This is a genomic window from Streptomyces sp. NPDC102462 (assembly GCF_044765425.1).
Lineage (GTDB): Bacteria > Actinomycetota > Actinomycetes > Streptomycetales > Streptomycetaceae > Streptomyces.
The window spans coordinates 1-13,077 of record NZ_JBIWKB010000043.1; the positions used below are offsets into that span (position 1 = coordinate 1).

The 13,077-nt window shown below is 74.0% G+C and carries 10 protein-coding genes and 1 pseudogene; 2 read left to right on the forward strand and 9 right to left on the reverse strand.

Features of this window, described 5'->3' with window-relative positions; all coding sequences use genetic code 11:
• The first annotated feature begins 104 nt into the window (after positions 1-104).
• Complete coding sequence (locus ACIRFL_RS30185; protein WP_404034537.1) at positions 105-452, forward strand: VOC family protein; 348 nt, start codon at positions 105-107, stop codon at positions 450-452.
• Positions 453-531: 79 nt separating this feature from the next.
• On the opposite strand, the gene ACIRFL_RS30190 is transcribed toward ACIRFL_RS30185, so the two are convergent.
• The 7 genes and pseudogenes from ACIRFL_RS30190 to ACIRFL_RS30220 all read right to left on the reverse strand — a co-directional run bounded on the left by ACIRFL_RS30190 (position 532) and on the right by ACIRFL_RS30220 (position 9,172).
• A complete protein-coding gene (locus ACIRFL_RS30190) occupies positions 532-2,493 on the reverse strand; it encodes a DUF5107 domain-containing protein (protein ID WP_404034539.1) in 1,962 nt (653 codons plus the stop codon).
• Positions 2,494-2,533: 40 nt separating this feature from the next.
• Positions 2,534-3,465: pseudogene (locus tag ACIRFL_RS30195) on the reverse strand (arginase family protein).
• Between the two features lie 99 nt (positions 3,466-3,564).
• Entirely contained in the window at positions 3,565-4,116 is a 552-nt protein-coding gene (locus ACIRFL_RS30200) for a GNAT family N-acetyltransferase (RefSeq protein ID WP_404034541.1), read from the reverse strand.
• Between the two features lie 40 nt (positions 4,117-4,156).
• The gene (locus ACIRFL_RS30205) at positions 4,157-5,077 is read right to left on the reverse strand and encodes an LD-carboxypeptidase (RefSeq protein WP_404034543.1); all 921 of its coding nucleotides are present in this window, start codon (positions 5,075-5,077) and stop codon (positions 4,157-4,159) included.
• On the reverse strand, positions 5,074-7,026 hold the full coding sequence (locus ACIRFL_RS30210; protein ID WP_404034545.1) for an LpqB family beta-propeller domain-containing protein: 1,953 nt from the start codon (positions 7,024-7,026) through the stop codon (positions 5,074-5,076). Before ACIRFL_RS30210 ends, ACIRFL_RS30205 begins: the two co-directional genes overlap by 4 nt.
• 15 nt (positions 7,027-7,041) lie before the next feature.
• A complete protein-coding gene (locus ACIRFL_RS30215; RefSeq protein WP_404034547.1) occupies positions 7,042-8,346 on the reverse strand; it encodes a M20/M25/M40 family metallo-hydrolase in 1,305 nt (434 codons plus the stop codon).
• Positions 8,339-9,172, reverse strand: coding sequence for a M55 family metallopeptidase (locus tag ACIRFL_RS30220; protein WP_404034549.1), 834 nt, complete (start codon positions 9,170-9,172; stop codon positions 8,339-8,341). Before ACIRFL_RS30220 ends, ACIRFL_RS30215 begins: the two co-directional genes overlap by 8 nt.
• 165 nt (positions 9,173-9,337) lie before the next feature.
• Here ACIRFL_RS30220 and ACIRFL_RS30225 point away from each other — a divergent pair, with 165 nt between their 5' ends.
• Positions 9,338-9,607: a hypothetical protein gene (locus ACIRFL_RS30225; protein WP_404034551.1), complete on the forward strand. Its 270-nt coding sequence runs from the start codon at positions 9,338-9,340 to the stop codon at positions 9,605-9,607.
• Positions 9,608-9,680: 73 nt separating this feature from the next.
• On the opposite strand, the gene ACIRFL_RS30230 is transcribed toward ACIRFL_RS30225, so the two are convergent.
• Both ACIRFL_RS30230 and ACIRFL_RS30235 read right to left on the reverse strand, forming a co-directional pair.
• On the reverse strand, positions 9,681-10,406 hold the full coding sequence (locus tag ACIRFL_RS30230) for a class I SAM-dependent methyltransferase (RefSeq protein ID WP_404034553.1): 726 nt from the start codon (positions 10,404-10,406) through the stop codon (positions 9,681-9,683).
• 149 nt (positions 10,407-10,555) lie between these two features.
• Positions 10,556-13,015, reverse strand: coding sequence for a SpoIIE family protein phosphatase (locus ACIRFL_RS30235; protein ID WP_404034555.1), 2,460 nt, complete (start codon positions 13,013-13,015; stop codon positions 10,556-10,558).
• Positions 13,016-13,077: the final 62 nt, after the last annotated feature.

Sequence of the window (13,077 nt, forward strand, 5' to 3'; positions counted from 1 at the left end):
GAGATCCTCGCCAAGGTCCGACTCGTCCAGACCAGCGTGAAGAAACTCGTCAATAACAACTCGAAGTAACTCAATCAGGGTCACGAGACACTAGGCTTCTGGGTATGGAGATTCTGGGCGCCTCGCTGCGCATCTGCGTCGACGACCTCGATACCGCGGTCCCCTTCTACGAACGTCTGACGGGCGGCCGGGCGGTGCGCTCCGAACGCGGTGGCGTACGGGTCGCCGCGGTCGGCTCCTTCCTGCTGATGAGCGGCCCCGAGGCCGAGCTGGAGCTGCTGCGCAAGGTGGCCGCGACGGTCGCGGTCAAGGACGTGGACGAGGCCCACCGGCTGCTGACGGACCTCGGCGCGCAGGTCCTGGCGGGGCCGGTGGCCACCCCGGCGGGCCGCAATCTGCTCGCGATGCACCCGGACGGCTCCCTGTTCGAGTACGTGGACCACCGGGCCTGACCGCACCCGCCTCGCCGGCAGCACCCGAAGCGGCTCCGTGCGGTCGGGCGGGCATGATCCTGGGCCCCGGGGGCCGCCGTCAGGGGGTGGTGGGGTGCATGCGGAAGTCGTAGGGGGCGGGCAGCGGCTCGTCGGTGAGGCGGGCCCACAGCCGGCCGATGGTCTGCGCGCCCTCCCTCAGGTCGGCCACCTCGAAGCCCTCGTCGAAGACGGCGCGTGCCTGCGCGGGCCGCCCCTCGGCGAGCAGCAACTCGGCCTCCAGGAGCCGGAACCGGCCGCGCCGCCGGGTCGCCGCAGGCAGCCGCTCCCACACCGCCCGTGCCTGGCCGGCGCGCCGCACCGCCAGCAGCGCCTCCAGTGCCTCGCGGCCGAGCGCGGCGGTGGCCGCGGTCCACGACGGGCCGTCGTCGCGCCGCTCGCGGCACAGGTCGTCGAAGGCACCGGCGTACCGATCGGCGGCCCGCTCGTGGTGGCCCCCCTCCTGGTCGGCGACGGCGAGACAGCGCAGCAGCGGCCACCCGGAGGGTGCCTGCGGCAGGGCCCGCTCCCAGCTGCGCACCGCCTGCGCCCGGTCGCCGGCGTGCCACTGGGCGACGCCGAGGTGGTACTCGGTGTGCGGGGTGGCGGGCGCGTTCTCCAGCATGTCCCGCCAGTGCGCGGCCACCAGGGTCTCGTGCGGCGGCCGTGCCCGGCGCGGCTCGGGCAACGAGCCGGTGCGCAGCAGCTCGAGCCAGGGTGTCTGGGCCTCGCCGAGGGTGGACTCGGCGAGGGGTGTGCCGGGCAGCTTCCACCCGCCGCGCAGCGCTTCGAGCGCGCCCCAGCCGGAGCCGGTGGCCAGCGGCTCGCCGGGTTCGGTGTCGGCGTACGGCTTCCAGGCGGCGTACGCGGCGTCCACGTCCGCCCGCGGCAGCACCGCCTCCAGGCGTCGCGCGGCGCCGTCCGTCACGGCGGCCCACTCGCCGTGCGGCGGCGCGTCGAGCGGCCCGTACGCCTCAAGCCAGGACACCTCGCCTGCCGCCTCGAGCCGGACGTGTTCCAGCTGGGTGCGGGCGAGCCCGGCCTGGATCTCGCAGTAGCCACCGGTGCCGGGCTCGGTCAGCCACTCCTGCCAGCGGCGCCCGCCCGGTCCGCCGCCCCACACGAACAGCTTGCGTCCGCGCAGTACGTCGGTCGACGTCTGCACCAGCCCGTGCCCGTCGGCGTCGAGGGCGGCGATCCAGCGGCGGCGGCCGTCCGGGACCTCGTAGAAGTAGTCGGCGGCGTGCGACTCGGCCGGCGGGTAGGACCGGTCGATGCCCGCGTGCGACGGGACGGGCACCCGGCTCAGGCGGCGCTCGTAGCCGAAGTGCCAGGCCTCCTCGGCGGGGGCGAGGACCCGGCACTCCTCGGGCACGGCGGTGTTGGACCACCAGTACACGGGCACGGGCCGCTCGTGCGGGTTGCGGATGCGCACGCCGACGTACAGGAAGTCGGAGCCGTCCGGCAGCCACAGGTCGACCTGGAAGGGCACGTCGCGCAGCCGCTCCCACTCCCACAGCCGCAGCATCTGCCCGCCGTCGGGGGCGGCGACCCGGGCGGCGTGCAGGGGCGCGCAGGACAGGGCCGTGTGGCCGGTCGCGCCGATGTTCCATTCGATGCCGCCGGAGTACCAGGCGTCGTTCAGGGCGAAGTTGGCGGGCTGGAACACCGGGTTGCGGTAGAGGAGTTCGCGGCCGGTGGGCAGCTGGACCAGGGAGACGACTCTTCCGCCGAGGCCGGGCAGGACGGTGGCGCGCAGCCGGTCGTTCTCGATCACGAGCGCGTCGAGGGCGCGCGGGGCGCGCGCCCGGTCGTAGCCGTCCCGTACCCGGACGGGCAGCAGGCTGCGCAGCGGTTCGTAGCCGATCTGCCGGGCCATGTCGCGGGGCATGTCGTCGCGGTCCCGGTCCTCGATGCGGTGCATCTCGTCGAGCGGGCGCAGTGGGGGCAGCGGGTTGTCCGGCCCCAACTCCGCGGCGGGCAGCGTCAGTACCTCACGTCGGATCGTCGTCACGATCACCATGGAACCCGGCGCGGGGCGAGCCGACCAGGGGCACTGCCGGTCAGGATTGCGCAAAGGCGGCGACCACGGCGTCGGCGAGCAGTGCGCCGGCCGTGCCGTCCGCATCCAGGTCGGGGTCGTAGATGGTGACGTTGAAGCCGACGCACCGCGGGGAGGCGAGCAACGGGCCCAGCAGTGCGACGAGTTCCCCGGGCAGCAGTCCGTCGGGGTCGGGGCTGTCGACGGCGGGCATCACCGAGGGATCGAGGACGTCGGCGTCCAAGTGCACCCAGAACCCGTCGAGTCCGGGGGTCCCGAAGCTCTGCGCGGCGGCCCGGGCGAGCGTGTCGGCGCCCTGCTCGCGCAGGTGGCCCACGGTGGTCACGGGGATCTTCAGGGCGGTCAGCTCGGCACGGTCCTCGGTGAAGGCGTCGCGGATGCCGAAGAACCGTACGTCCTCGTCGCGCAGGTAGGGCCGCAGGCCCTCCAGGTCCGTGAGGTCCCGCTGGCCGCGACCGGTGGCCAGGGCCACCTCCTCGCCGCCGGCCGCGCCGATCCGGTCGGAGTTGCCGGGGTGCCGGAAGTCCAAGGAGGCTCCCCCACTGCCTGAAGGGCGTGGGTGGTACCCCCAACAGCCACCAGCCCGTACCGGCCGAGGCGGCGCAGCGCGAGGGAGGCGCCGAGCTGGATGGAGCAGTCACCGCCGAGGACGACGGGGAAGTCACCGGCGCGGACGTGCCGTTCGATGCGGTCGGCGAGCTTGACGGTGTACCCGGCGAGGGCCGCCGCGTTGAAGACGCCGTCGCCCTCCCGCCAGTCGCCGCGGTCGTAGCGCGGCGGGACCACGACGCCGCCCTCAAGGGCGCCGAGCCGGTGCACGATGCCCTGTTCGCGCAGGGCACCGGCGAGCTTGTAGCAGCCGGGCACGGTACCGGGGGCCGGTGGGCGCAGGCCCAGGTTGGAGGGGGCGTCGAGCACCACGAGATTCCGCATGCGGTCGATCCTCGCCGACGGGGTGCCGAGCGTCCATCGGTTTGGGTGAGGGGACGGGCGCGCGGTGCACCGGGGAGGGCTCGCAGGACACCGGGAGGATCAGTCGGCGGCCCGTGTTTCGGCGGTGATCGCCCAGCGTTCGTGGTCCCGCCAGGCCCCGTCGATGAAGATCATGTCCGGGGAGAAGCCCTCCAGGCGGAACCCGGCGCGACGGGCGAGGGCTATGGAGGGGGCATTGCCCGGCTGGACGTTGATCTCCAGCCGGTGCAGCCGCAGCGGCCCGAACGCGTACCCGATCACGAGGTCAAGACCCTCGCTCATCAGTCCGCGCCCGGCCGCGTGCGCGAAGGCGCCGTAGCCGAGGGCGCCGCACTGGAAGCCGCCCCCGACGATGTTGTTGATGTTGATGAACCCGGCGATGCCCCCGCCGTCCTTCTCGCAGACCAGGAAGCCGGCCTTCGTCGGGTCCTCGATCAGCCGGCCCGCGTACCCGGCGTAGGCGGCGTCGGTGAGCGGCGGGAACAGCCACGGGTGGTGCAGGTCCTTGCTCTGCCGGGCCCGGGCGGTGAACTCCGGGCCGTCCCCGTAGGTGAAGTGCCGTATGCCCACCCGGGGGCCCTCGGCGAGATGGCGCGACTGGCTGTGCGGCATTCCGCCACCCTACGCCCCCGCGGTGGCCCGGCCGCGGCGGTCAGCGCAGGGCCGGCTCGTCGAGGGTCAGGGTGCCCGCGGTCGCGTCCAACTCGGCCGGCACACCGAACGGGACCGTCAGCGCCGCGTCGCAGTGGCCGAACCCGATCTCTTCGAGGACGGGTACGCCGAGCGGGCCGAGGCGGTCGGCGAAGACCGCCCGCAGTTCCTCGTACGGGCCGCAGTCGGCCCATGACCCGAGGCCGATCCCGGCCACGCCGTCCAGCCGTCCGGCGCGCACCAGCTGGGTCAGCAGCCGGTCGACGCGGTACGGCGCCTCGCCGACGTCCTCCAGGAGCAGCAGACCGCCCCGGGCGACCGGGGCCAGGGGCGTGCCGACGTCGGCGGCGAGCAGGCTCAGGCATCCGCCGAGGGTGACCCCGCGGGCCCTGCCCGGCACCAGCGCGGGTCTGCCCGAGGCGATCGTGCGGACGGTCTCCGGGGCGAACAGAGTGGCCCGCAGATGCTCCTGGGTCCGGGTGTTCTTGACGAAGTCGACGCCCGCCGCCGCGGGCCCGTACAGCGTGACCAGGCCGAGCCGGGCGGCGAAGGCCCGGTGCAGCGCGGTGACGTCGCTGAAGCCGACGAGCACCTTGGGTCCTGCCGCCCGCAGCGCCTCCCAGTCCAGCAGGTCGACCATGCGCTGTGCGCCGTAGCCACCGCGGGCGCACAGCACGGCGGCCACGTCCGGATCGCACCAGGCCCGCTGGAGGTCGGCGGCCCGGTCGGCGTCCGTGCCCGCCAGATAGCCCAGCCGGCCGTGCCGGTCCAGCGCATGGGGCTGCACGACCGGGTCGAGGTCCCAGCCGCGCAGGATGTCGAGGCCCGCCGCCAGGCGGTCCTCGGCCACCGGGCCGCTCGGCGCGACCACCGCGACCCGCGCCCCGGGCACGAGCCGCGGCGGCCGTACGAGTGCTCTCACGTCACCAGCTCCAGTTTCTCGATCCCGGCCACGTCCAGCCCGAACACCTGGGCGTACAGGGAGAGTTCGGCCTCCAGGGCGCGCACCAGCGTCTCGGACCTGCGGAAGCCGTGCCCCTCCCCCTCGAAGGCGATGTAGGCGTGCGGTACCCCGCGCCCGGCGATCCGGGCGAGGAAGCGTTCGCACTGCACGGGCGGGCAGATCACGTCGTCCAGGCCCTGCAGCAGCAGGAACGGCGCGGTGATCCGGTCGGCGTGCTCGGCCGGCGACCGCTCCGCGTACCGTTCGGGAACCTCGGCGAGCGGCCCGACCAGACCCTCCAGGTACCGCGACTCGAAGTCGTGGGTCTCTCCCGTGCCCCAGCCGGTCAGGTCGAGGATCGGGTAGACGATGGTGCCGCAGGCGTAGATGTCCGTGCTGGTCAGGGAGGCGGCGCTGGTCCAGCCGCCGGCGCTGCCGCCGCGGATCGCGAGCCGGCCCCGGTCGGCGGTGCCCTCCTCGGCGAGGGCCAGGGCGACGGCGGCGCAGTCCTCGACGTCGACGACGCCCCACTGCTCGCGCAGCCGGTCCCGGTACTCGCGGCCGTACCCGGTGGAACCGCCGTAGTTGACCTCGACGACCCCGATGCCCCGGGAGGTGAAGTAGGCGATCTCCAGGTCCAGCACCAGCGGGGCGCGCCCGGTGGGCCCGCCGTGCGCCCAGACCACATAGGGCGCCGGCTCGCCGTCCGGTGCCCTGACGCCGGGGTGGTGGGGCGGATAGACGTGGGCGTGCACCTCGCGTCCGCCGGGGCCGGTGAAGGTGCGCACCCGTGGCTCGGGGTACAGGGCCGCATCGACCGGGTCGGTGTGCCGGGCGCCGATCACCCGGGCCCGGCCGGTGCCGGTGTCCAGTTCGACGACCTCGTACCCGCGGTGCGGGCCGGCGCCGACGGCGACGACCCGGTCGCCGTGCGCCGCGAGCGTCGGCTCGAACTCGGACCAGGGTCCTGCCGCGTCGGCCAGCTCGCCGGTCTCCGGGTCGAGGGTGCCGAGGGCCTTGGCGCCGCGGCCGTGCACGACCGCGATCAGTCCGCTGTCCAGCGGGGCGAACCAGCGGTGCCCGAGCTTCCACAGCGGCCCGCCGAACTCCTCCTCGCGCGGGCACAGCGGGGTGCCGTCGCGGTACAGGTTCCACCAGCCGCTGCGGTCGCTCGCGTACAGCAGGCTTCCGTCGGCCGCCCAGTCGGCCTGGGCGACGGACTCCGCCGGTCCCCCGGCGACCGTACGCGCCCCGCGCAGGGTGCCGTCGGCCGTGACGTCGGCGACGATCAGCTCCGTCCCGTCCCAGGGCATGCGCGGATGGTCCCAGGCGAGCCAGGCGGCGCGCCGGCCGTCCGGCGAGAGCCGGGGCCCGGTGACGAACCGGTGCCGTTCGGCGGTGAGTTCGCGCACGGCGCCGCGGTCCTCGGCGGCGGAGCCGTCCAGCGGCACGGCCGCCGCGACGCGCCGCAGGTCGCCGGGTCCTTCGCCGGTGAACTCCTCCAGCACGCACCACACTTCGCCGCGTTCCAGGTCGAGCCGCGGCTCGGCCCAGCGCAGTCCGCCGCCGACCGGCGAGAGGGGTGTGAGCGGGCAGGGTTCGCCGCCCGGCTCGTAGCGGTACAGCCGCTGGTCGGCGAAGTGCACGAACACGACGAGCGGCCGGCCCTCGTGCACCGCACCGGCCCAGGGGTGACCGCCGTACTCGATGACGCGGCTGCGCACGTTCCACGGCGCGGGCAGCAGCGACTCCTCCGTAGCTTCGGCACCGCGCCGCACCAGTGTCCGGCGTCCGCCCTCGGCCGGTCGTGGTTCGGTCCACCAGATCTCGTCGCCGACGAGGCCCAGCCACTCGGGGTGGCCGTCGTGCGCGGCGGCCAGGGCCGCGTCGATGGGCGAGGGCCAGGAGCCGTACGCCATGGTCCGCATGCGATCCCCCATCGTCTAGGCCGTCCGCAGGAAGCGGTCGAGGACGCGGACGCCGAAGTGCAGCGCCTCGACCGGCACCCGCTCGTCGACCCCGTGGAACATGGCCTGGTAGTCGTAGCCCTCGGGGAGCCTGAGCGGTGTGAAGCCGTAGCCGGTGATGCCGAGCCGGGAGAACTGCTTGGCGTCCGTGCCGCCGGACATGCAGAACGGCACGACGTGCCCCTCGGGCGCGAACTCCTGGACGGCGGCCCGCATCAGGGCGAACGTCGGCGAGTCAACCGGCGCCTGCAGGGCGACCTCCCGGTGGTGGTACTCCCAGTCGACGTCGGGTCCGGTCAGCCGGTCGAGGGTGGCGCGGAACTCGTCCTCGCCGTCCGGCAGATACCGCCCGTCGACGAAGGCGACGGCCTCGCCCGGGATCACATTGACCTTGTAACCGGCCTCCAGCATGGTCGGGTTGGCGCTGTTGCGGACGGTCGCCTCGACCAGCTTGGCGGCCGGGCCGAGCTTCAGCAGCAGCCCGTCCACGTCGTCCAGGTCCGCCTCGACGCCGTACAGGGCGGCGAGTTCGGTCAGGGCGGCCCGCACGGTCGGGGTGAGCCGCAGCGGCCACTCGTGCCCGCCGATCCTGGTGACGGCGGCGGCCAGCCGGGTCACCGCGTTCTCCCGGTTGACCTTGGAGCCGTGCCCCGCCCGGCCGCGCGCGGTGAGCCGCAGCCAGCCCGTGCCGCGTTCACCGGCGGCGATCGGGTAGATCTGGCGTCCGGCGCCGTCGTGGAAGGTGTACGCGCCCGACTCGCTGACGCCCTCGGTACACCCCTCGAAGAGGTGGGCGTGCCGGTCGGCGAGGAACCCGGAGCCGTCCTCGGCGCTGGCCTCCTCGTCGGCGGTGAAGGCGACGACGACATCGCGCCGGGGGCGCACGCCCTCGCGCGCCCAGGCCCGCACCACGGCGAGGATCATCGCGTCCATGTTCTTCATGTCGACAGCGCCCCGGCCCCAGACGACCCCGTCGCGGATCTCGCCGGAGAAGGGGTGCACGCTCCACTCGTCGGCCTGTGCCGGGACGACGTCCAGATGACCGTGGAGCAGCAGGGCCGGCACCGACGGGTCGGTGCCCTCGACTCGGGCGACGACGTTCGTACGGCCCGGGGTGCGTTCGACCAGGGTGGGTTCGAGGCCCGCGCCCGCCAGTCGTTCGGCCGCGTACTCGGCGGCGGGCCGCTCCCGGCAGTCGCCGTCGCCGCGGTTGGTGGTGTCGATCCGGATCAGCTCGGAGGTGAACCGGACGACCTCGTCCAGCGCGCGCTCGTCAGCCATACTGCTCCTCCACCGCGGCCGAGGCGATCGTGGTGACCGCCTTGAAGCTGCGGATCCCCTCGTACATGGTGCCGCTGGTGTACGCGACCTTGCGCTCGCCGGTCCGCTCGACGCCCGGCACGACGGTGGCGGCCTGCGCCAGGTGCTCGGCGTCGAACTCCAGGGCGATGGTGAACGGGCCCGCATGGACCGGTTCGTGGCGCACCGCCAGCGCGGCGGCCTCCTTGGCGGCGGTGTGGATGTCGGCGGCGGTCCTGGCCGGCGTGCGGCACACGGCCGCGTAGCGCGACACATGGTCCTTCACCGCGACCTTGAGCGCCTGCGGCGCGTAGCCGAGCGCGTCCTCGCAGGCCACGTCGTCCCCGGTGACGAGGACCACGGGCACCCCGTACTCGGCGACGACATGGGCGTTGAGCAGTCCTTCGCTGGCCCGTACGCCGTTCAGCCACACCCCGGTGATGGAGTTGGCGAGATAGGTGTGGGCGAGGACCCCCTCCATGCCGGCGCCCGCGTGGTAGCCGACGAAGGCGACGCCGTCGACGTCCCCGTGCTGCACGCCCTCCACCATGGACAGGGACTTGTGCCGCCCGGTGAGCATCTGCGCCCGCTCGTCGAGCCGCTCCAGGAGCAGGTTGCGCATGGTCCAGTGGGCCTCGTTGACGAGGACCTCGTCGGCTCCGCCGTCCAGGAAGCCGCGGACCGCGGCGTCGACGTCGGAGGTGAACATCGACCGGCACCGCTCCCACTGCGGCGTCCCCGGCAGCACGTCGGCCGGCCAGGTGACGCCGGTCGCGCCCTCCATGTCCGCACTGATGAGGATCTTCATGCCGCGCCACGTTACGCGCTGCCGGGCCGACCGGCCACGATCGAGCCGGACTGCTCCGCGCGCTCGGGAACATTCCGGCCCCGGCCGGCGCTGTCATGCATACCCCGTCGGGTAACGGCGGGGATCTTCGGACAACGACGACGGGCCGGGAAGGGTGTGGGAGTGATGACAGGTCAGGAGCGGCCGGGCACGGCCGAAGGCGCGTCCTTCGTGACGTCCTGCGGCCGGCGGATCGCGGTGAAGTGCCTGCGGCTGGCCTCACCGGAGAAGCCGATCAGCCGGGTCACGCTGGACGTGGGGCAGGACCGGGACGGCGGGCCGGGCACCTGGGCGGCGCTGACCGCGGACGAGGCCCGCGACCTGGCACGCGTCCTGCTCGCCCAGGCGTCCCTGGCGGAGCACCCCGGCCGCATGACAGATGATCCTTTGCTGTAGCGCCCCCAAGGGGCGAACTGCGCGACCAGCCACGACGCGCCCGTAGACAGAGCCGGCCGGGGCTCGGACGGCGTCATGCGGGCGCCCCGGCCACCAGCCACTGGGACGGCAGCTCGATGCGGCTGCCGTCCGGAGCGGACTCGGTCGTCACGAGCGGCAGTCCGCCGCTCGCCAGAACGGTGAGCCCGGCCGTGCGCAGATACTCGGACACCGCGTCGTCGGCCACCGCGCCGGGCACTATGCCGTGACGGAAGACGGGGGCGAGCTTGGATGGCGGCCCCGCCGGCCCCTGGGCCAGGCCCCGCAGGACCGCGCCGGCGGCCTCGGACGGCTCGACCAGGAAGACCCGGCCGCGCTCCCCCACGAGGGTCGCGAGCCCGTCCGCCAGCGGCCGGCGGTCGTCCGGTTCGACCTGGTGCAGCACGCCCCGCATATAGACGTTCGCGTCGCCGAGTTCCGCGTGCAGCGCCTCGGCGTCGCCCTTGTCGACGGCGTCCAGCAGCCGGTACTCCGCCCGGCCCGCGGGGTCGGCGTGCCGGGCGTGCTCCAGGGCCGCCTCGGCGACGTCCACGCCCAGCACCCGCGGGAAGCGGTCGGCGAGGAACCGGGACTGGGTGCCGTTGCCGCAGCCCAGGTCTATCAGCGGCAGGGCGGGGTTCGTCAGATGCGGTTTCCACAGGGCCAGGTGGACCTTGGCCGTCAGCTCGGCGTCGGCGTCCCAGAACACCGCGCCCGGCTCGTCGGACGCCTCGCGCCAGAAACCCTCCCAGGCCGCCCGGTACCGACTCGTCACGCTCATGCCCAACTCCCCAGGATGCGACGCTCGTCCGCCATCTGTGACGGGCCCGTACGGTCTATCGCGTGCGGGTCGCGGCGACAAGCGCCCGGCGCGCGCCTTCACCACGCCCACCGTTCCCGTACGCCGTCGCGCGCCCCCGCAAGCGGCGGTCAGCCGCGCCGTGAGGTCAGTTCGAACCAGACCGTCTTCCCGGCGGTCGTACGGCTCGTGCCCCACTCCCGGGCCAGCGTGCTCACCACGCGCAGCCCGCGCCCCGCCTCGTCGTCGGGTCCGGCGTTCAGCAGGGTCGGCAGGGTGTGATCGTCGTCGTCCACCTCGCACAGCAGCGTGGCGCCGCGCACCAGCCGCAGCTGGACCGGGCGGCCGTGCGAGTGCCGTACGGCGTTGGTGACCAGCTCGCCGACCATCAGCTCCGCGCTGTCGGCGAGCCGGGCGAGGCCCCATGCGTGCAGTTGCTCGCGGACCGCGGCGCGGGCCCGGCCGACCTCGGCGGGCGCCAGGCCGAGCCGCCACTCGGCGACGTCCTCGGGCGCGATGCCGCTCAGCCGTGCCATCAGCAGGGCCACGTCGTCCTTGCGCCCGCCGCGCGTGTTCAGGGCGCGGATGATCGTGTCGCAGGCGTCGTCCATGGACGCCGCCGGATGGGCCGCGGACTCGCAGAGCGTCGCGAGGCCCACGCCGATGTCCTCGCCGCGCACCTCCACGAGGCCGTCGGTGCACATCACCAGCCGGTCCCCCGATGCCACCCGGACCCGCACCGCTTCGAAGGGCACACCGCCGACGCCGATGGGGGCGCCGGTCGGCAGGTCGAGCAGTTCGCTGCGGCCGTCCGCGCGCACCAGGACCGGCGGGATGTGGCCCGCGTTGGCGATCAGCAGTTCGCCCTCGATCGGGTCGTAGACGGCGTACAGACAGGTGGCGAGGTAGCTGTCACCGAGCCGTTGGGCGAGATCGTCGAGGTTGCGCAGCAGCTGGGCGGGCGGCAGGTCGAGGGCGGCCATGGTCTGCACGGCGGTGCGTAACTGACCCATCATCGCGGCCGAGTTGAGGCCGTGACCCATGACGTCGCCGACGACGAGCGCGGTGCGGGCACCGGGCAGCTTGACGCAGTCGAACCAGTCGCCGCCGACCCGGCCCAGCAGGGTGCCGGGCAGATACCGGGTGGCGATGTCGCAGCCCGCCATGCGCGGCGGTATGTGCGGCAGCATGCTGTCCTGGAGGGTCTCGGCGACGCTCTCCTGGTAGGTGTACATGCGCGCGTTGTCCAGCACGAGGCCCGCGCGGGCGGCGAGTTCGGCTCCGGTGACCCGGTCCATGTCGTTGAACTCGGCGCGCTCGGGGTGGCGCAGCAGGACCATGAAGCCGAGGACGACGTTGCGTGCCTTCAGCGGCACCACCAGCATGGAGCGGTTGTTGATGAGGGGCCGGATGTCGCGCTTCTCGAACTGCGAGGCGATGGCGTGCCCCAACTCCTCGCTGATGCGCGGCACGAGGACGGGTTCGCCGGTGGTCATGCACTGGAAGAACGGGGTGTGCGCCGGAAACGGCATGGCCTCGCCGACCGGTACGACATCGTCCCAGCGGCCGGGTTCGTCGGTGTGCTCGACCGCCACCCGGTGCCACATGGTGGTGGTGTCGGGCACGCCCTCGGGGAAGCCCTCGCCGGCGACGACCTGTTCGCGCAGATAGGTGCCGGCGACATCGGTGAAGCGGGGCACGACGGCCCTGCTGACCTCCAGGACGGTCCGGGACAGGTCGAGGGAGGTGCCGATGCGCCCGCTGACCTCGTTGAGGAATTCGAGGCGTTCACGGACCGCGGCGTACTCCAGGTCCTCGCCGTCCTCGCCGTCCTCGTCGGCGAGTTCCGCCGGTACGGGCAGGCCCTGCGCGGCGGCCCGGTCTGCCCGGGCCCGCCGTGCCAGGCGCTCGGTGCGCCGGGCCACGCCCCAGTCGGGGGTCACCGGAACCCGGTTGTTCTGGCTGAACTCCAGGACGGGGTAGCCCAGTTCGAGGACCTGCGCGACGATGCGGGCGCTCTCCTGGACGCTCATGCTGGGCAGGATCTCGGGCAGCCGGCGGGCCAGTTCGTCGGCGCCGGGGAAGTCGGTGTGCAGGGCGAAGCCGGGGGCTATCCGCTCGAACGCCGCCGCCCCGGCCCCGCCGTCCGGGCCCAGCCGGTCCGCGTCGGCGGCCAGCACCAGCAGCCGCTCGCTGCCCGGACCGACCAGTGGGTACGCCCACCACAGCACGTCGACGCGGTCGCGGTCGCGCTCCGGCGCACTGAGGCGCGCGCGGCCCGCGGCGGGGTAGGTGAGCCGCCCGTCGAGCGAGGACTCCAGGCCGGGGCCGACGTCGTCGTAGCCGGCGTACGCGCCGTACGGGGTGATCTCGTCGTCGTCGGGGAGCGCTCCCATGACGGGCAGCAGGTCGAGCACGGAGCGGCCGATGGCCTCCTCCTTGGCGGCACCGAACAGCCGCCGCGCGCCCGTGCTCCAGTGGGACACGAGGCCGTCGCGGTCGACGGCGACCACGGCCAGCGGGATACGGCCCGCCGCGCCGTCACCAGCCCCGCGGCTGGGAGGTGCGTCCCGCTCGGTGCCACGGTCCATGGCCCAGGCCCCCTCTCCCCACGGCTCCGCAAAGATCTGTGCCGCCCGTCCCCACCGTACGG

What these genes read in the sequence shown, in the direction of transcription:
- ACIRFL_RS30215 (WP_404034547.1), bottom strand. Translation starts at nt 8,346, where the DNA reads ATGGCTGACGAGCGCGCGCTGGACGAGGTCGTCCGGTTCACCTCCGAG.
- ACIRFL_RS30190 (WP_404034539.1), bottom strand. Translation starts at nt 2,493, where the DNA reads ATGGTGATCGTGACGACGATCCGACGTGAGGTACTGACGCTGCCCGCC.
- ACIRFL_RS30210 (WP_404034545.1), bottom strand. Translation starts at nt 7,026, where the DNA reads ATGCGGACCATGGCGTACGGCTCCTGGCCCTCGCCCATCGACGCGGCC.
- ACIRFL_RS30225 (WP_404034551.1), top strand. Translation starts at nt 9,338, where the DNA reads ATGACAGGTCAGGAGCGGCCGGGCACGGCCGAAGGCGCGTCCTTCGTG.
- ACIRFL_RS30185 (WP_404034537.1), top strand. Translation starts at nt 105, where the DNA reads ATGGAGATTCTGGGCGCCTCGCTGCGCATCTGCGTCGACGACCTCGAT.
- ACIRFL_RS30220 (WP_404034549.1), bottom strand. Translation starts at nt 9,172, where the DNA reads ATGAAGATCCTCATCAGTGCGGACATGGAGGGCGCGACCGGCGTCACC.
- ACIRFL_RS30230 (WP_404034553.1), bottom strand. Translation starts at nt 10,406, where the DNA reads ATGAGCGTGACGAGTCGGTACCGGGCGGCCTGGGAGGGTTTCTGGCGC.
- ACIRFL_RS30235 (WP_404034555.1), bottom strand. Translation starts at nt 13,015, where the DNA reads ATGGACCGTGGCACCGAGCGGGACGCACCTCCCAGCCGCGGGGCTGGT.
- ACIRFL_RS30200 (WP_404034541.1), bottom strand. Translation starts at nt 4,116, where the DNA reads ATGCCGCACAGCCAGTCGCGCCATCTCGCCGAGGGCCCCCGGGTGGGC.